Annotated in this window: 15 protein-coding genes; 10 read left to right on the forward strand and 5 right to left on the reverse strand. The window is 69.0% G+C overall.

Features of this window, described 5'->3' with window-relative positions:
* The first annotated feature begins 24 nt into the window (after nucleotides 1–24).
* The 5 genes from AB0G17_RS33965 to AB0G17_RS33985 all read left to right on the forward strand — a co-directional run bounded on the left by AB0G17_RS33965 (nucleotide 25) and on the right by AB0G17_RS33985 (nucleotide 9,432).
* A complete protein-coding gene (locus AB0G17_RS33965; protein ID WP_361390961.1) occupies nucleotides 25–5,793 on the forward strand; it encodes a polymorphic toxin-type HINT domain-containing protein in 5,769 nt (1,922 codons plus the stop codon).
* Between the two features lie 143 nt (nucleotides 5,794–5,936).
* The gene (locus AB0G17_RS33970; RefSeq protein ID WP_361390963.1) at nucleotides 5,937–6,785 is read left to right on the forward strand and encodes a tetratricopeptide repeat protein; all 849 of its coding nucleotides are present in this window, start codon (nucleotides 5,937–5,939) and stop codon (nucleotides 6,783–6,785) included.
* Nucleotides 6,786–7,206: 421 nt separating this feature from the next.
* The gene (locus AB0G17_RS33975) at nucleotides 7,207–7,662 is read left to right on the forward strand and encodes a hypothetical protein (RefSeq protein ID WP_361390965.1); all 456 of its coding nucleotides are present in this window, start codon (nucleotides 7,207–7,209) and stop codon (nucleotides 7,660–7,662) included.
* A gap of 229 nt (nucleotides 7,663–7,891) precedes the next feature.
* Nucleotides 7,892–9,010, forward strand: coding sequence for a DUF5937 family protein (locus AB0G17_RS33980; protein WP_361390967.1), 1,119 nt, complete (start codon nucleotides 7,892–7,894; stop codon nucleotides 9,008–9,010).
* Nucleotides 9,011–9,093: 83 nt separating this feature from the next.
* On the forward strand, nucleotides 9,094–9,432 hold the full coding sequence (locus tag AB0G17_RS33985) for a hypothetical protein (protein ID WP_361390969.1): 339 nt from the start codon (nucleotides 9,094–9,096) through the stop codon (nucleotides 9,430–9,432).
* A gap of 233 nt (nucleotides 9,433–9,665) precedes the next feature.
* On the opposite strand, the gene AB0G17_RS33990 is transcribed toward AB0G17_RS33985, so the two are convergent.
* A complete protein-coding gene (locus tag AB0G17_RS33990) occupies nucleotides 9,666–9,914 on the reverse strand; it encodes a hypothetical protein (protein WP_361390971.1) in 249 nt (82 codons plus the stop codon).
* Between the two features lie 149 nt (nucleotides 9,915–10,063).
* Here AB0G17_RS33990 and AB0G17_RS33995 point away from each other — a divergent pair, with 149 nt between their 5' ends.
* The gene (locus AB0G17_RS33995; RefSeq protein WP_361390973.1) at nucleotides 10,064–10,306 is read left to right on the forward strand and encodes a hypothetical protein; all 243 of its coding nucleotides are present in this window, start codon (nucleotides 10,064–10,066) and stop codon (nucleotides 10,304–10,306) included.
* Here AB0G17_RS33995 and AB0G17_RS34000 read toward each other — a convergent pair.
* The 3 genes from AB0G17_RS34000 to AB0G17_RS34010 are packed head-to-tail and all read right to left on the reverse strand — an operon-like array spanning nucleotide 10,284 to nucleotide 12,933.
* Complete coding sequence (locus AB0G17_RS34000; RefSeq protein ID WP_361390975.1) at nucleotides 10,284–12,038, reverse strand: IclR family transcriptional regulator C-terminal domain-containing protein; 1,755 nt, start codon at nucleotides 12,036–12,038, stop codon at nucleotides 10,284–10,286. The genes AB0G17_RS33995 and AB0G17_RS34000 overlap by 23 nt on opposite strands.
* A gap of 5 nt (nucleotides 12,039–12,043) precedes the next feature.
* A complete protein-coding gene (locus tag AB0G17_RS34005) occupies nucleotides 12,044–12,622 on the reverse strand; it encodes a hypothetical protein (RefSeq protein WP_361390977.1) in 579 nt (192 codons plus the stop codon).
* Nucleotides 12,616–12,933: a hypothetical protein gene (locus tag AB0G17_RS34010; protein ID WP_361390979.1), complete on the reverse strand. Its 318-nt coding sequence runs from the start codon at nucleotides 12,931–12,933 to the stop codon at nucleotides 12,616–12,618. Before AB0G17_RS34010 ends, AB0G17_RS34005 begins: the two co-directional genes overlap by 7 nt.
* Nucleotides 12,934–13,278: 345 nt before the next feature.
* On the opposite strand from AB0G17_RS34010, the gene AB0G17_RS34015 reads away from it, so the two are divergent.
* The 4 genes from AB0G17_RS34015 to AB0G17_RS34030 all read left to right on the forward strand — a co-directional run bounded on the left by AB0G17_RS34015 (nucleotide 13,279) and on the right by AB0G17_RS34030 (nucleotide 16,704).
* A complete protein-coding gene (locus tag AB0G17_RS34015) occupies nucleotides 13,279–14,853 on the forward strand; it encodes a hypothetical protein (RefSeq protein ID WP_361390981.1) in 1,575 nt (524 codons plus the stop codon).
* A gap of 60 nt (nucleotides 14,854–14,913) precedes the next feature.
* Nucleotides 14,914–15,978, forward strand: coding sequence for a hypothetical protein (locus AB0G17_RS34020; protein ID WP_361390983.1), 1,065 nt, complete (start codon nucleotides 14,914–14,916; stop codon nucleotides 15,976–15,978).
* 137 nt (nucleotides 15,979–16,115) lie between these two features.
* Complete coding sequence (locus AB0G17_RS34025; protein WP_361390985.1) at nucleotides 16,116–16,307, forward strand: helix-turn-helix transcriptional regulator; 192 nt, start codon at nucleotides 16,116–16,118, stop codon at nucleotides 16,305–16,307.
* The gene (locus tag AB0G17_RS34030) at nucleotides 16,297–16,704 is read left to right on the forward strand and encodes a DUF2178 domain-containing protein (RefSeq protein ID WP_361390987.1); all 408 of its coding nucleotides are present in this window, start codon (nucleotides 16,297–16,299) and stop codon (nucleotides 16,702–16,704) included. The genes AB0G17_RS34025 and AB0G17_RS34030 overlap by 11 nt, the downstream gene beginning before the upstream one ends.
* Before the next feature lie 82 nt (nucleotides 16,705–16,786).
* Here AB0G17_RS34030 and gap read toward each other — a convergent pair whose 3' ends face one another.
* Entirely contained in the window at nucleotides 16,787–17,785 is a 999-nt protein-coding gene (gene gap, locus AB0G17_RS34035) for a type I glyceraldehyde-3-phosphate dehydrogenase (RefSeq protein ID WP_361390989.1), read from the reverse strand.
* Nucleotides 17,786–17,801 lie beyond the last annotated feature (16 nt).

The raw sequence follows: 17,801 nt of genomic DNA on the forward strand, positions 1-17,801 counted from the left end.
CACGTCTTCTCCGACGCGGGCGGGGTGATCGACCCGGTCACCGGCAAGACCACCGACCCGAAGAACGCCGGAAAGCTGCAGTCGGTCATGTGGCTGTCCTCCATCCAGCACACCGGCTTGGACACCAGCGCGGGCGGCAGCGGTCCGCTCACCCTGGACCCCGTCACCTTCACCGGCATCGAGATGGACAACCGGGTCGACGGGCTGGATCCCGGGGCGCCGCCGCTGTACCACCCGCGGATCTCCAGCATCCGTACCGAGAGCGGCGAGTCGATCGCGGTCACCTACCGCAGCCCGGAGTGCTCGCGGGTCAACCACACCATGCCGTCCGCCGCGGACAGCAACACCATGCCCTGCTACCCCGTCCACTGGAACCCGTCGGGAGCCATCACCCCGATCGACGACTGGTTCCACAAGACGCTCGTCGTCCAGGTCACCGACAGCGACCTGACCAAGGCCAACTCCCCGCCGAAGGTCACCAATTACTCGTACGGTGGCGGCGCGGCCTGGCACCGTGACGACTCCGACCTCGCCGACGACCAGTACCGCGACTGGAGCGACTTCCGCGGCTACCGCACCGTCACCACCACCACCGGCACGGCGCCGGACCCGGTCACCAAGTCCGTCTCCACCTATCTGCAGGGGATGGACGGCGACTACAAGAAGGACGGCACCAAACGGTCCGTCTCCATCAAGAACTCCGTCGACGACACCGCGGTGACCGACAGCAACTGGCTGGCCGGCGCCACCCTCGAAACCGTCGTCTACAGCAACGCAAGCGGCATCCCCGTCAGCAAGACACTCAACGGACCGCTCACCACGACATCCACGGCCAGCAGCTCCCGCACGGCCTGGACCTCCAAGGACCCGGCCCCGGACACCCTGTCGACGTTGCCGGACCTCACCGCGCACCGCACCACCTCGGTCACCAACCGCACCATGGAGCTGCTCGCCGACGGCAGCTGGCGCACCAAGAAGGGGATCACCGAATACGACAGCCACGGGCGCGTCCACCAAGTCGACGACAAGGGCGACGTCTCGGATTCCAAGCAGGAACACTGCACGGTCACGAGCTACGCCGACGCACCGTCCGGCAACCCGATGATGCTCACCTACCCCAGCGAGACGCTGGACCTGGCGGGGGGCTGCGACACCACACCCGACAGCAAGACCACCCTGAGCCACAAACGGCTCTTCTACGACGGCGACGGCACCGTCTCCACCCCCGGCACGTACGGCAAGCTCGGCCAGACATGGGCCTCGGACAGCAAGTCGCACTCGCTCGGATACCTCACCGCGACCCAGACGGTGACGAAGTACGACGCCGGCGGAGAGCCCGTCTACCAGACACTGGCGGCAGTAAGTTACGACGACTACGGGCGCGTGACCAAGACGCTGGACACTGCCTCGCAGGCCACTACCACCGCCTACTCCCCGAGCACCGGGATCCTGCCCACCAGGGTCACCACGACCTACCCCCAGCCGTTCGGCTGGACCACGACCGTCGTCGTCGACCCGGCGCGGGCCCTGACCACTCAGTCCGTCGACGCCAACAACCGCGTCACGGACATGACCTACGACGCGCTGGGCCGCCGCACCCAGGTGTGGCAGCCGGGTCGCGACAAGGCGACGCAGACCCCCGACCGCAAGTTCAGCTACGCCGTCCACGGCAGCGGCGACAGCCCCGACCCGAACACCGTCACCACGCAGACCCTGCGCGAGGACGAGACGTACAACACCGCGATCTCGATCTACGACGGACTGCTGCGCACCCGCCAGCAGCAGACGACCACCGCCGACAACTCGGCGGGCCGACTGATCTCCTCCACCGGCTACGACAGCCATGGCTGGACCGTCTCCAGCATCGCCGCCTACTCCGACCCCACCACAGCGCCCTCCGCGACGATGTGGGTGGAGAGGGAGAACACGGTCCCATCCCAGACCCGCACGGTCTATGACGGGCAGGGCCGGGCGGTCGCCAACCAGCAGTGGTCCAGGGCAGTCAAGCTCTGGGAATCCACCACCTCCTACCCGGGCGCCGACCGCACCGAGAGCACCCCACCGGGCGGCGGCCAGCCGAGCGTCACGTACACGGATGCGCAGGGCCGGACAACCGCGACCCGCCTGAAGGACACCACCCCGGACCGGAAGCTGACAGCTGGAACCGTCATCGCTTCGGGTAGCCAGGTCGCTTCCAGCAGTGTCCGCCTGTCCATGCAGCCCGACGGCAACCTGGTCCTGACCGGCATTGCCGGTGGCCAGATCCTTTGGTCGACGAACACCGGCGGAAACCCGGGCGCCAGCGCCACAGTGCGCACCGACGGCAGCTTCGTCGTCACCAGCGCCACTGGCACTGTCCTGTGGAACTCCGGCAGCGGCACCACCGGGACGACCGGCGCCTATGCCATGGTGCGGGGCGACGCCGGCGTCCAGATCTACAACGCCGCCGGCAGGAGCATCTGGAGCACGGGCACTCAGGGCAAGGCCGCGCCCGCAGATGTGACGACCAGCTACACGTATACGGCGGCAGGCAAGACCGACTCGATCCGGGACACCCTCGGCAACACCTGGTCGTTCACCTACGACCTGCTGGGACGCAAGACCGCCCAGACCGACCCGGACGCGGGTGCCAGCAGCTACAGCTACGACCAGCAGGGTCGGCTCACCCAGAGCACCGACAGCCGAGGCCAGACCCTCTCGTACGCCTACGACAGCCTCGGCCGCAAGACCGGCCTCTACGACGGAGCCGGCACCACCGACCCGAGCAGGCAGCTCGCTGCCTGGACCTACGACACCCTCGCCAAGGGCTACCCGACCGCCTCGACCCGCTATATCGGTGGCGCCAACGGCAGCGCGTACATCAAGAAGGTCAACGGATACAACACCGCCTACCAGCCGACCGGTACCACCACCGTCATTCCGGCGGCCGAAGGCAAACTCGCCGGCACGTACAGCACCAGCGCCGCGTACACCCCGCGCGTCGGGCTGCTGCAGTCCACCACCTACGGCGCGGACGGTGGACTGCCCGCCGAGAGTGTCGGCTACGGCTACAACCTCCAGGGCGGCCTCGTCGAAACCGGCTCCGACCTGGCCCCCTACCTCGACAAGACCCTCTACACACCGCTCGGCCAGGTCATCCAGTCCACCTACGGCCTGTACGGCAAGCAGCTGCGCACCGCGCAGTCCTACGACCAGGCCACCGGTCGCCTGGCCACGAACACGGTGAGCCTGCAGACCAGCAGCACGAACCCGATCGACGCCACCACTTACGGCTACGACCAGGCCGGCAACCTCGCCACCACCGTCGACGTCCAGTCCTCCGGCGGCACCATCACCGGCACCGACACCCAGTGCTTCGCGTACGACGGCATGAACCGGCTGGCCGAGGCCTGGACCGACACCAAGGGCACAACTTCCGCCGCCACCGGGCAACTCGCGAACTGCAACACCAGCACCCCGTCCGCCGCGACGCTTGGCGGCCCGGCCCCGTACTGGCAGTCCTTCACCTACAACCTGCTCGGCGACCGCACCCAGCAGGTCAAGCACGACACCACCGGCAACGCGCTCAAGAACACCGTCCAGACCAGCGCGTATCCCGGTGGCGGTACCACCCAGGCCGCCCGCCCCAACACTGTCACCAGCGTCACGACGACCGGCCCGAGCGGTGCCACCACTCTCACTCCGCACTACGACGCCGCGGGCAACACCACCAGCCGTGACACCAAGTCCGGCACGGCTACTGCCACCACGCAGACGCTCGCCTACAACACCGAAGGCCGCACCGACACCGTCACCACACCGAAGGCGGGAGGCGGAACCCAGACCTCCGCCTACCTCTACGACGCCGACGGCAACCTGCTCGTTCAGAAGGGCGCGGACTCCAACGTCCTCTACCTCTTCGGCGGCGCCGAGCAGCTCACCCTCACCAAGGCCACCGACAAGGTCGCGGGCCTGCGCTACTACACGAGCCCCGACGGCACCCGCATCACCCGCTCTTCCGCCGGAACGCTGACCTACCAGCCCACCAACCCGCAGAAGACCGCCCAGCTCCAGGTCGAGGCCTCCAGCCTTGCCGTCACCCGTCGTGCCTACGACCCCTACGGCGCGCCGCGCGGCACCACCCCGGCCAACTGGATCGACAACCGCGGTTACCTGGGCCAGCCCGTCGACACCACGAGTGGCCTGAACCTCTTGGGCGCCCGTAACTACGACTCTGTTCTGGGACGTTTCCTCAGCGTCGACCCGATGCTTGAGGCCGGCGATCCCAACCAGATGGGTGGCTACGCCTACGCCGGCAACGACCCCATCAACTCCAGCGACCCCAGCGGCCTGTGGTCTTGGCCCTCCTGGGATGACGTCGGCAACTTCTTCACGGGCGTGGGCGACTCGGTCGTCGGCACGCCGTGGGAATGGGGCGTCAACGGTCTCGGATACTTCGGCAACTCCATCTCCAGCATCTGGAACGGTGAGAACGAGCTCTTCAACGAGTGGACCGGATGGGACGGCCCGCCCGGCCTGCTGAGCATGGAACTGCCGCACAACTCCTGGGAGTCGGACGGCCACCCGCTCGCCGACCTCTTCGGCGTCGACACGAAGTCGACTTCGTACGTCGCCGGGGAAGTCACCGGAACTGTCGCGCAGGTCGCCGCGGACGGTTACGGCGTCTACAAGCTCGCCAAGGAATACAGGGCGACGAAGGCGGCGGTAGCAGCCGGTGCGGAGGTCGGCGAAGCCGGAGGAACGGTCTCGCGGATGCTCCGCGACGATCCGGGCGCGGGCAAGCCCTCAGCGAAGCCCGACGCCGGGAAGCCCGCCGACACCACCAAACCGAGCAAGCCGAGCAGCGGCACCCACGACAGCCCGGAACCCGCACCCGAGGCTCCAGTCGAGGCCGGCAGCGGAGCCGGAAAGTGCAGCTTCACCCCGGACACCCTCGTCCTGATGGACCAGGGCAAGACCAAGCCCATCGGAAAGATCGAGGTCGGCGACAAGGTCGAGGCCGCAGACCCCGCTACTGGCAAAGACAAGGGGCCGCGCCAGGTCACAGCAAAGCTCGTCAACCACGACAACGACCTGATCGACGTCGACATCCGCGGCGCAAACGGCAAGACCGCCACGCTCCACACCACGTCTGAGCACCCGTTCTGGGACACCACCACCAAGGACTGGGTCCCGGCCGGAAAGCTCAAAGTCGGACATGCACTGACGACCGACAAGGGGCAGCGAGTCATTCTCGTCGCCATCCATACGGTCAGCGGCGCGGCCGACATGCACAACCTCACGGTCGCAGAACTCCACACGTATTACGTGCTGGTGGGCAGTAGCCCGGTGCTTGTGCACAACACTTGCCCGACCTCGGCCGCACTACGTGCAGCGCCATCACCCGAGCACGCAAGCTTGCCGACGCACGAGGCCAAGAAGACGGCGGCGAGAGCTGGGAGCACCGTGGCGGTGAGCGGCTACTCAAGCAGCGTGCCGACAGGCTTTTCCCGGGCTACGCCGGAGCAGGTCCTGAATGCAATGCCGCACCACCTTCGGACTCCAAACGCTTTCATGGATAACGGCGCTGGTCCGGGGGCGTATTACCTGTCGCACGCTGAAAGGCAAGTCTCTACCCTGAATTCCACGGACAATATATCCGTGTCGCGGGTAATGTGCGATAATTGCCTCGGCTGGTTCCAGGAGCGAGCGAAGCAATTGGGTAGGGATCTCCATGTAACTGATCCAGAGGTGATCAACGTGTTCAAGCCGGATGGAACCTGGGAAGTGATTGATCATCCTGCCTGGTGGTAGATCATCCCCCATGTCGGGGGAATCCGGCATGGGGATTTCCCGTTTTCGTCTTGATGGTCCGGTGCTCACTTATCCGATCATGGGGTGGTGTATGCTTCGGAGGGTATATGAGAAGCGCTTCGGGTCGACGGGCGGGTTCTGGAATGAGTGAGATTGCCCCTGAATGGCGCCAGTTTCCAAGAGGGGTTTCGGCCGCTTCCCTGGTTTCTCGTGGGGAGGCTTCCCTGCGCGAGGGTGACATTGTCGCTGCGGGTAACTGGTTTGTTTACGCGATGCGGAAGGGGGAGGGCCAGGCGCGGTCGCGTCTTGGCGACCTGATGCCCCAGCTTGAGTCTCTGGCGATGCGTAATGTGGATGCCAAGGCTCTGCTGGCTGGGATTATGCTGGACCTCTCGATCGATGTGGATCGATCGTTCGAGCTCTTCGGGGACGCGGCTGAATCTGGGGTTCCGGAAGGTAAAAGAGGGCTCGGGTTCATGCTTCTCCACGGCCTGGGAGTGCAGAAGGATCCGGTGCGTGCCAACCTCTGCTTCGAAAGCGCACTTCAAGATGGTGACTTGTACTCTGCGTACAACCTCGCTGTCAATTTCCATAATGGCGCCGGAGTCGAACGTAACGACTCGGAGTACTTGCGCCTGCTGCGCATGGCGGCGGAGGGAGGGATTCCGGAAGCATGTGCACTTCTCGGCGATGAGCTGTCGGATCGTGATCTCGACGCTGAGGCACTGTCCTATTACTTGCAAGCCGCCGAAGAGGGGCATGCTCCGGCTATGTTCGTTGCGGCCTGCTGGTGCCGTGATGGCGTGGGTACCGAGGTGGACAAGGTTCGAGCTATTCGTTGGTTCCTCGGCATGCTGGATCGGGGAGACGCGGATGGTATTCACCCAGCCCACGAACTTGCGCAAGGTATGGCGATCGGCGAGGTGAGGGAGGCCGGTCGTCTTGCAGGACGCGAAGAGGAAGCCGAGCTATTGATCAGGGGTCGAGTGTGACCCGTCAACCGGTGCTTCGAATCGCCATGATTCCATACTTGGGATCATGGCGCGGCCGCTGCGATGACGCTATAGATGGGTTCATTTGGCCAGCGTGAACCGGATTTTATGAGTTGGGCGATGGCGTCGGCCGGAGTAGGGCTGGTCCGCGCATGGTGAGTGACTCGCCATGAGTTCCTGAGGATTCCGCAGGTTCCCAGGAAGAGAGCTTCCAAGGGGCGAGTGAGTTTTCGCTTCCAGTGTGGAGCCGGGCGAAATATGTAAGCGGCAGGCTATCCATGCGCACCTTGACTCGGAGCGTGTGGTTGGTGCGATTGAGGTGTTCAAGTCTCCTCGGGAGTCCTGAAGAGGGAGGGACAGGGTGGAGGCAGGCGAGGCACTTTGCTGTGCCGCGGCCGTCAGGCTGGGCGGGGCGCTAAGGGTGCTCGCTGACCGAGCCGGGCTGCCCGACCGCTACGACCAGGTCGCGGCGGGCGTGGACAACGTCATCGCCGCCCTCGACGGGCAGGAGCTCGACGCCGCCGTCCTCGGGAAGGCCTTCGGGGTGAACTGGACCCTGGGTACGAGGTACCCGGCCGAGCTGCCGGGTGGGGACTTCTTCAGAACGGGGCTGAGAATCGCGGACGTGGTGCTCGTCGCAACCCGGCCGGGGCAGCAGGTTGCTCCCGAACGGGGGCTGGAACTCTCTCTGGAGGCCGCGGCCGCATGGCCGGCTGAGGTCCGGACAGATGTAGGGACCGGGCTCGCCGACTTCGAGCTGGCCTGCCAGCAGGAGTCGGAGGAGCGGCTCCGGGAGGGCGGTCCCACCGCTCTGTGGGAACTGGCGGCAGCACAGGCCGACCAGTATCGCAGGGTGGCGGAGCTGCTCTTCGCATAGGAGATCTGTTTCCTCCCTGGCCACGTCCATGGCGGACCGAGACGATCCACCGCCGGCCTCGGCCGCGCCCGGGGTTCACCGGCCGCTTCGGCCACGGCGGCGCCCGGCGCGCGGCGTCCGCCCCTGGTACGCCCCGGCCCTGGTACGCCGCGTACAAGAGCAGGCGGACGGTTGACGGGAATCGTCAAATTACGTCGCCCACCTGCGCGGATTCCGGCACCATGGACCCATGAGCGTGATCATCGACATCGCCGGACTCCCGCCCGAGCGGCTCGTGTTCAGCCCCGCGCCGCTGGCCGAGCTGTTCGCCGCGCTGCACGCGCTGGCCGAGCCGGGGCACCACCCCGGGCTGCACGGGTGGACGACCGCGACGAACGCCGCGCTCAAGCCGGACCTCGCGGACCGGCTGTGCGACGCGAACTTCCTGTGGACCTCCTCCTTCTCCGACATATCGCTGCCGTTCGCCGCGCTGCCCGACACGGACGGCCGGCCGGGCGCGACCCTCGCCGAGGACCTGGACATGCTCGACCGGCTCGACGACGACGTGTTCGTCGACGCCGCCCTGGAGATCTCCTGCACCAGCACCTACGGCCGCGGCGGCCCGTCCCCGCTCAGCGACGCCGAGGCCCGCGCCCACGCCCTGGAGCGCGCGGCGGCCCGCGGCCCGCGGCAAGTGGAGTTCGCCACCCGGCTCCTGGAGGACCCGCCCGCCGTGCGGGCCTGGATCCGCCGTCTCTTCGAGGACTGCGCAGAGGTGTTCTTCGACGACGTCTGGCAGCGCGTACGCGTCGAGCTCGCCGCCGACGCCCGGCACAAGACGCAGGTGCTGCGCCACAAGGGCCTGGCCGAGGCGCTGGCCGAGGTCTCGCCCGCGGTCGCGCTGGAGGACGACGGGTCCCGTATCAGCGTCGACAAACTCACCAGCGGCCGTACGAGCGCGCTGGACGCGGCCGTCGGCGCGGGCGTCACCCTCGTGCCCTCCTCCTTCGGCTGGCCCCATCTGTGGGTGCTGCACGCGCCGCGCTGGCGCCCGGTGATCCACTACCCGGCCGCCGCGCCCCAACTGCCCGGACCCGGCTCGCTGGAGCTGCTGGAGCTGCGCATGGAGGCGCTGGCCCACCCGATGCGGATCCGGATGTGCCGCTATCTGGCCCGCTCCGCGTACACCACGACCGAACTCGCGGCCGCGCACGACATCAGCGCGCCGGAAGTGTCCCGGCACATCGCGGCGCTACGGAAGGCCGGGCTGATCACCACGCGGCGGCGCGGCCGGTACGTACACCACCAGCTGGACCTCACGGTCGTGGCGCGCCTGGGCAGCGACTTCCTGGAGGGGGTGCTGCGCTGACCTGCGCGGTGTGGGTGAGCACGTCCGTCGCGCAGCGGCGTGAGGCGGGAGTCGGGGGTCGTTTTTCGGCCTAGCATGCACTCGTGTCCGTGGCTGTGACGGGGGAGGCGGCAGTGCATCAGCTGGCAGCAGTGATCGCGTTGGAGGGTACGCCGGTCGGGGAGTTGGGCATCGGCGGCCAGATCGCCGCGGTGGTGTTCCCCCTGGCCGTGGCGGCGCTGGGTGGTGCGATCGTCACGGACTTCAAGGGTTTGGCGACGTGGCACCGCCAGCAGGCTCAGGCGAGCACGCCTACGGCGGCCCCCGGCCAGGAAAGGGCCGATGGAACCACCGCGGTGATCCAGAAGATCGTCGGATGGTGGTTCCTGATCGGGGGTCTCGCCATGTCCATGGGGGTGCTGGTCAGCATCCTGTCGAGCTGACCGACCACGAACGCCTGGCCGGCATCGCCTCCTTGACGCCTCCTTGGCGCCTCTTTGACGCCTCCGTACTCGGGTGCGAGGCGTCCCGGCCGACGGGGGCGAACGCCGCCGGACCTATCACGGCGTGATAACCCCAGCCGCCATATCCCCTACGCGACAGGTGGGTTCGACGCCGCCCGCCGCCCCCGGAGCCTCAGGCGCACGACAACCCCCTGCCCGAAGGAGGAGCCCTCCTACGAGCCCGCCGAGTCCTCGAGATGCCCGCACGAGGAACAGACCCAGTAGTCGCGCTGGGCCCACATCGTGCGGTGGCAGCGGCCGCATCCGCGGGTCTGGATGCCGTTCGGGCCCAGGGGCGGCGGGTCCGGGGTGGTCGTCGCGTACTCGACGATCTGGGAGCGGAGTCGCTCGTCCGCGGTGGCGGCCATCCGGAGCAGGCGGGCGGTACGGCTGCGAGCCTCGTCGGCGAAGTCGGTCGTCATCTCGGGCAGCAGGTTACGGGCGGTGGGGTGAAGGGCGGGCCTCGGACCCGATGTTCACCTGAATGTGTCGCGTGAAGTTCACGGCCGGGTACCCGTCCGGAGCCTCCCGTCGGGAGCTTCCCGTCGGGTGCCACGGCGGCAGACCGGTCGTGAGCCCGCCTGCGCTCCACCGCGCCCTGCCCCCCACGTCCCCGCCTCCCGCCCCGGCGCGCACCGACGACCGGACCGATGACCGGACCGATGACCGGACCGACGACCGCACCGACGACCGGATCGACGACCGGCTCGACGCGAACACCTACCCCGCGCTCAGGACGGCCGTGAGCGCGGTCCGCACCAGGGCCCCCACGCCCGCGTGGCGGTCGGTGGCTATCCCCGGATCACCCGGGTGAGGGAGACGCCCGCCCGCACCCGGGGCAGCGCGCGGGCCGTCGGCACGGCCGCCGGCCCCGGGGGCGGCCGCCGCGCGCCGGAGGCTCTGTCGCCCCTGTCGGCCTGTTCGGTCAGCAGCAGGACCAGGAGCAGCCCGGCCGACCGTTCGCTCAGCGCGCGGGCGGCGTCCAGCAGGCGGTGGCGCTGTCCCGCCGGGAGGGAGAGGGCCACGCTCGCGGTGCGCCCGGGGATGCCGAGCGAGAAGGCGGCGCAGACCGCGTGGTGCGAGTACTCCAGCAGGTCGAACTGGCCGGCCAGCGGACCGTGCCCGTCCAGGGCCTCGAAGAGCGCCCGGGGGTTGGTGATGGTGCGTTCGGTGAGCCGGATCGGCCGGTGGCGGGCGAGATGGTCCATCCGCCCCGCGAAGTCGAGCTGCGCCAGCAGGCTCTTGCCGACCGCGCTGGCGTGCGCCGCGTCGCGGAAGTCCACCCACTCCCGTACCGCCGGGGCCTGCGGCCCGTGGGCGGACTGGAAGACCGTGACGTCGCCGTCGGTGTAGCCGCTGACGTACACGGCGGCGCCGAGGTCGTCGCGCAGCCCGGCCAGGGTCTGCTCCAGGAGCTGGGCGCGCTGCTCGGGGCCGCCGGTCATCCCCATCAGCGGCCCGGGGAAGTGCGCCCCGGCGACGGTGGAGACGAAGTGCTGGCCGCGCAGCCAGTGCAGCAGCCACGTCACGGCGGACAGCGGCAGCCCGCTGCGCCGCGCCAGGGCCCGCGTACTGGTGCCGTCCGCCTCCTCCACCAGGTACAGGATGTCCAGGGCCTTCACCGCGGCCTTCCACTGCTCGGGGGTGTCGGTGTGGGCGAGCGTCCCGCGGGCCATGTCGGTCAGGACCGCGGGCCGCAGCGCGTTCGCCGACCAGGGCTCGCGCTCGCCGCCGCGGGGGGGCGGGGGAGGGGTGGTGAGCGCGGGGCGGCCCGGCGGGAGCAGCAGCCTTCCGGAGGGGACGGGGCCGGCGGGCTCGTGGCCGGCGCCGGCGGGGGAGTCCAGCCGCGGAGGGGGTACGAGGACGAGCCGGCGGGGTGCGTCGGGGCCCTGCCCGAACAGCCCGATCCCCGCGCGGACTTCATCGATGAAGAGCGGGTCCTCGACGCCACCGAGACCCGGCCCCTGGCCCGGCCCCAGCCCCAGCCCCGGCCCCGGCCCGGCAGTCGGTAAGGCACGCCCCGTCGCGGCAGCCAGCAGCACACGCGCGTCCCCGTGCCCGTGCCGGGCGGCCTCGGCGACGAGGAACCGTACGTCCTCGGCGACGCGCTCCCGTACGTCCGGCGGGACACACGCCCCCACGTCCGACGGGACACAAGCCCGTACGTCCGGCGCGACACGCACCCGTACGTCCTCGTCCTCGTCCTCGCTCCCCCCGCCCCCCACCCGCGCGGTGAGCGCGGCCAGCCGGAACAGGGCGCCGGGGTGTCCGGCCGCGGCGGCCGTGCCCAGCCAGTCGGCAGCCTGCCGCAGCTCCCCGCGGGCCAGGGCCTTCGAGCCCAGCCGGTAGAGGGAGTTGGCGTGCGCGCGCTGCCCGCGGGTCAGCTCGTACGCATCGCTCAGGGGACCGAAGTCCCCCTCGGGCCGGTCCCAGAAGTCGGACGGTCCGGCGAGGTGGGCCAGCAGGTCCGCGAGCCCGGCCGGGACCACAGGCTCCGGGCGCCCTGTCGAAAAGACGCCGTCGTGGTGGTCGTCGTCCCTGCTCACATCGCTCACCTTTCCCTCTCGTGCTGCTGCTTCTTCCGGTGGGCCTCCCGTATATGCCCGGCGAGGCTGCGTCTGAGGTCCGCGACCGCCTTGTTCCGCAGGTTGTGGAGGCGGGGTGCGGCTATCCCGAGCCGGGCCGCGATCTCCGCGTCGCTGAGCCCCTGGCTCTGCAGATCCACCACCTGCCGCCGCCGGCTCTGAGGCATCTCGCCGATCGCCGGGATCACCAGCTCCCGCAGGACCTGCAGGTCCTCGTAGGCCGGCGCCCGCTGCTCCGGCACCACCGCCGGCAGCCGTCGTGGCCGCTCACGGCAGCGGTCGAGGGCGAGATGAAAGGCCGTACGCCGCAGATACGCCATCACGTTGGTCTCCGGCACCAGCCCCCCGGCCGCGGCCTTGCGGCCCACCCGTAAGAAGGCCTCCTGTGCGACGTCCTGACACGCGGCCAGCGACAGGAACCGGAATCTGCGCCGCAGTACGGAGGGCTGGGAGCCCATGAACGCCGGATAACAGTCCAACAGCCGCTGCCCCACGTCCCCGCCGCCGCACTCCGGGCCCTCCCCGCCCACCCCATCGCCTACCACGGCCCCGGCTCCCCACCCGCGTCCACCTCGACGCCCGCGTCCACCTCGACGCCCGCATCCACCTCGACGCCCGCATCCACCTCGACGACCTGGACGGACTCGACGACGTCGACGAGCTGGACGGCCGGGACGGCCTGGACGTACGGACCGCCGGCGCCGCACCGGCAGCACCCCTCGCGCCGGCCCCGAGGCCGGGGAGGTTTGCCCCGAGCAGGGCCGCGCTCCCGGCACAGGCGCACCAGAGCCCCCAGCGCGTGCACCGCGCTCACGGCGGCCGGGAGATACCCGGTCCACTCCAAGGACGGCGTCATGTAAGTCTTTCTCCATCTGTAGGACCCGGCCGCGATACGCGCTTTCGCCCCCCTGACGGCTCCCGGGCCCCACTTCTCCCTCCAAGACGCCCACGTTCACCCGAGAGAGTGAACGAGGAGGTACGCGGGGCCGGATGAACGGGCGGCACCGGGCCCGGCGCGGCACGCCGGAGGGCGCGGCGCACGAAGAGCACAGCAGGGGCGACCAGGACGCGACGGGCCGACGGCGCATCCCGGTCAACCTCCTTGCCCCGCACCGCCATTGGGCGTCATCCGACTGACAGCGCCACGGGGCCGCCCGTACGATGTTCAGTCCTGTCGCAGGACCGATTCCGGAGACGACTGATGGCCAGGACCGCCCTCGGCGCCGCTGGACCCGGCCACGCCGTGCCGGCGGACGCGCCGAGCCCCTTGCCGTACGCGCCCCCGGTTCCACGGCAGGCACGGTCACCTCATCACCCCGACGAGCCTTCCACGGGCTGGTCGGCATTGGCGCGGCAGCTCAGGGATCCGCTGATCGACGCGCTTTCCGCCGATTGCCGGGAGCTGGTCGCGGCTGATGCCGCGTTATGCGGAACAAATGCCCGTGACTTCGACATCCAACTGCGCCTGCACGCTCCGTTGATGTTCGGGGCGGATCACGGGAAGCGGCCGTCCGCGTCACTCTATGAGGAAATGCGGACCCGGCTGATCGCCCGCTCCAGCCGTATCGCGGGCTATACCCAGGACGCGGATATCTGCGCCAACAGCTCGCTGCTCCTCGGGGGCGGCCAGGCCCGGCGGGAATTCACCGTGCGGCGCCCGGACGGTTCCTCCGTCGGAGTGAATTTCGGCCCGGTCTCCCCCGGTCACGGGTATCTCTACCAGGCGAAGCTCCATTACATGCTCTGCGCCAGGGCCGACACGATGGTCGAGGTCGGATGCTATCTGCAGGGAGCCACCCATCCCGTCACCTACCTCGCGTTCTCCGTGTGCGACAGGCCCGGCGTCGTACAGGCGTTGCGGCGGCAGGGTATTCCCGCCGAGCGCGGCAACTTGCTCATCCTCACCCGTGCCCTAGGATTGTCGGGAGCCGTTCGGAATCTTATGAGCTTCACCATTGGGCAGGCCGTGAGGCATGTGCGGTCCATGGGATGCAGATTCATCGTGACAGCCTTCAACCCCTTACTTGGTTTCACCGGGTCGGCGCTCCACGCCACCAACTTCATTCCCTTCGCGACGGCGCCCGTGGCCTACTTCTATGACCAGTTCGGGAGCTATATGACACGCCGTCAATCCCTGTCGGCCACAGGCACGGACCGCCGAGCCGGAAACTACCGCAACCTCCTGGTGGTGCTCGGCACGGACAGCACGGCGAGAAAAGAAACCCGGAAAGTGGAAACCCTCCAGCACGTGGCCGAACCAACCCCCAGGGCTCCCGTCGGCGAACCTCCCGCGCTCGACCCCGACGAACTGCGCGGCTACCGCCACCGGCTGGAAGCCGCCTGGTCGCTCTCCACCGCACACCCGAGCTACGCCCGGGAGCCCCTGTCGTCGAAAGGGCAGTGCGGCGTCAGCTCGGTGTGGCTGGCCCGCCAACTGCGGCTGCGCGAGATCGAAGCCACGTACTGCTACGGGAGGCTGAGTTTCGACGACCCGTCGATCTCCTCCGTGGACCACCACTGCTGGATCGAGATCGGGCCGGCCGCCGATACCGCCCGTCTGGTCATCGACCTGACCTGTGACCAGGCCGACGGCTTCGAGGAAAAGGTGATCTACCGCCGCCACGACGAACTCACCCGCGAAGGCATCCGCTACGAGCCCGTGACGCGTCTGGCGGTCGACGACCTTCCGGGCGACCGCGTCTGGTCACGCTACACACGCCTCGAAGAGTCCATGACGGCCAAGTGGGGTATGCGCACCCTGTACGAATCGGTCTGAGAACCACGGGATTCACCGAATTCACGAGGGCCACCGGGATCGCCGGATTCAGGGGGAGACGTGAGCGAACAGGAGGAGCGCCCGCAGGTCCTGCTGCTGTCGTCGAACCTGCGGCGCCGATACGCCGAGGACATCCTCACCGCCCTGGCCCTGCCCCGGGGCGCCCTCATCCAATTCCGTTATGAGGCCCAGTACGTGGCCTCTTCGCTCCAGCAGAAGGTGGCCAGCGGATCCGTCCTCGGGCAGCGCGCTCTCATCGGCTTCATCGCCGATGCCACCACACCCGCCGAGTGCTTTCTGCTTCCCGTCAGAGTCGCCGAAGTCGTGGCGGCGGAGTGCGTGGCCGAGGTCATCCTCTTCAAACTACGTGTCACCGACCACGTCGATCTCGACGACTACGCGCTCTCCCGCACGGACATCAACATCGAGAGCCGCAGGGCCATCGACAAGATGATCGAGGGCAACGGCGGGACGTACTACCCGGCCGTCCTCAAATTCCCGGCCTTCCCCATCCGTACGAACGGGGACCAGGCGCAGCTGTGGATCAGTGTCGCCCGCCGCCTGGCGCTCCACCCCACGTTTGAGAACTCGTACTTCATGCGGGTCGACCAGCCCGCCCATCTCGCGAGTGCCGCGGCGTTCACCTTCGAGCCGCAAGGGCGCCTGAGCCTGGGCGACTTACAGCCCGCGCGGCTCCCGGTCAGCTTCTACTCGCAGAGCTACACCGAGACACCGAAGATCACGCTCACGTGCTCCACCGACGGCCGCTTCCTGCGCGTCTCCTCGGACCACTCCCACGATGTGGCACTGCGCTACGACTCCACCGAGTTCTGGCTCCAGCCCGACGCCTCGTCGTTCGACGCGCTCACCCACGTCACGATCCGCCTGGGCCCCGCCGAACCGGGCACGACACCGGTGGCCGCGGTGCGTTTCCCGGTGATCATCAAGCACTCCCGGATACGTCTGATCTCCCGCGTGGCCATCAGCGCACTGGGAGCGTTCCTGGTCGCGATGCCCGCGATCCTGGGCGCGAACTCCTCCCTGCCCCTGCGCGTCCTCCTCGCGGTGATCGGTGCCGCGTCACTGAGCGCGGCGACCATCGTCATGGGGCGGCCCCGCAGCTGAGAACACACCGACCGCGGAGTGCGACGACGGCACCGACGGCGACACCGACGGCGAGTGAACGGCGCCCGAGACGCCGCCACCGGCTCCGATGTAAAGGGTGCTTGACACCCCACGCATGTAAAGCTTACTTTCCATACATGCGGAACGATCTACGTCAGCTGCGCGTCGCCAGGGGCCTGTCCCAGCAGGAGTTGGGCCAGGAGCTCGGTGTGTCCCGGCAGACGATCAACGCCATCGAGCAGTGCCGGTACGACCCCTCACTGCCCCTGGCGATCCGTATGGCCCGGTACTTCGCAAAGACGGTGGAGGAGATCTTTCATGTCGACTGACCACGAGCCCGGCACCACACGCGGCCAGCGATGGGCCGTTCCGGCCCTGGGGCTGGCCATGGGCGTCGGCTACATCGCCATCTTCCTCGCCCGGCACGACCCCGGCATGGCCGTCGCAGGCTTCGTCATCATGGCCGTGTACGTACTGATCCTCGTCACGGCATCGCGCCGGTCGGAGGCGGCCGCCATGCTGCGCGGCCAGACGACGGACGAGCGCCGGCACGCCATCAACCGGCGCGCGTCCGCGTTCACGCTGAACGTGCTCGTGCTGGTGCTGCTGGGCGGTTTCGCGACCGAGTTGATCCGCGGGAACAGCGGTCACCCGTGGGACGTGCTGGGAGGGGTGGCCGGTACGACGTACGTCCTGGCCACCATATTCTTCTCCCGCCGGGGCTGACGCGGCTGACGCGGCAGACGCCCGCGGCTGACGCCGAGCGGGCCCGTACGGGCCCCGCCCCGCCCTCCCCGCGTCCCCAGGCTCACCGCCCCGCGAGCAGCTCCAGCGTGTCGATCACCCGGTTCGAGAACCCCCACTCGTTGTCGTACCAGGCGACGACCTTCACATGACGCCCGTCCACCCGCGTCAGCGCCGAGTCGAAGATGGACGAGGCCGGGTTGCCGGTGATGTCCGACGAGACCAGCGGGTCCTCCGAGTACTCGAGAACACCCGCGAGCGGCCCCTGCGCCGCCGCGCGGTACGCGGCCAGCACGTCCTCGCGCGTCACATCCCGCGCGACGGTCGTGTTGAGCTCGACGATCGAGCCCACCGGCACGGGCACCCGGATCGAGTCGCCCGACAACTTCCCGTCGAGACCGGGCAGTACGTGGCCGATCGCCTTGGCCGCACCCGTCGTCGTCGGCACGATGTTGACCCCGGCGGCGCGGGCCCGGCGGGGGTCGCGGTGCGGGCCGTCCTGGAGGTTCTGCTCCTGGGTGTACGCGTGCACGGTCGTCATGAACCCGTGCTCGATCCCGGCGAGTTCGTCGAGGACGGAGGCCAGCGGCGCCAGCGCGTTGGTGGTGCAGGAGGCGTTGGAGACGATGGTGTGCGTCGCCGGGTCGTACGCGTCGTTGTTGACCCCGTACGCCAGCGTCACGTCGGCGCCGTCCGAAGGCGCGCTGACCAGGACCTTCCGCGCGCCCGCGTCGAGGTGGGCACGGGCGGCCCTGGCCGAGGTGAAGCGGCCCGTCGCCTCCAGTACGAGGTCGACGCCCAGCTCCGCCCACGGCAGGTCCGCCGGCTCGCGCTCCGCGAGCACCTTGATACGGCGGCCGTCGACGACGAGCGTGTCCCCGTCCACGGTCACCGGGCGGCCGAGCCGGCCGGACGTGGAGTCGAAGGCGAGCAGCCGAGCGAGGGCGACGGGCTCGGTGAGGTCGTTGACGGCGACCACTTCCAGATCGCTGTCGCGTTCGAGCAGCGCACGCAGCACATTGCGTCCGATGCGGCCGAATCCGTTGATGGCGATGCGAGTCATGAGCGAGTTCCTGTCC

Source organism: Streptomyces sp. NPDC023838, from assembly GCF_040639555.1.
Lineage (GTDB): Bacteria > Actinomycetota > Actinomycetes > Streptomycetales > Streptomycetaceae > Streptomyces.

What these genes read in the sequence shown, in the direction of transcription:
- AB0G17_RS33970 (WP_361390963.1), top strand. Translation starts at nt 5,937, where the DNA reads ATGAGTGAGATTGCCCCTGAATGGCGCCAGTTTCCAAGAGGGGTTTCG.
- AB0G17_RS33980 (WP_361390967.1), top strand. Translation starts at nt 7,892, where the DNA reads ATGAGCGTGATCATCGACATCGCCGGACTCCCGCCCGAGCGGCTCGTG.
- AB0G17_RS33990 (WP_361390971.1), bottom strand. Translation starts at nt 9,914, where the DNA reads ATGACGACCGACTTCGCCGACGAGGCTCGCAGCCGTACCGCCCGCCTG.
- AB0G17_RS34010 (WP_361390979.1), bottom strand. Translation starts at nt 12,933, where the DNA reads ATGACGCCGTCCTTGGAGTGGACCGGGTATCTCCCGGCCGCCGTGAGC.
- AB0G17_RS34015 (WP_361390981.1), top strand. Translation starts at nt 13,279, where the DNA reads ATGGCCAGGACCGCCCTCGGCGCCGCTGGACCCGGCCACGCCGTGCCG.
- AB0G17_RS34025 (WP_361390985.1), top strand. Translation starts at nt 16,116, where the DNA reads ATGCGGAACGATCTACGTCAGCTGCGCGTCGCCAGGGGCCTGTCCCAG.
- AB0G17_RS34030 (WP_361390987.1), top strand. Translation starts at nt 16,297, where the DNA reads ATGTCGACTGACCACGAGCCCGGCACCACACGCGGCCAGCGATGGGCC.
- gap (WP_361390989.1), bottom strand. Translation starts at nt 17,785, where the DNA reads ATGACTCGCATCGCCATCAACGGATTCGGCCGCATCGGACGCAATGTG.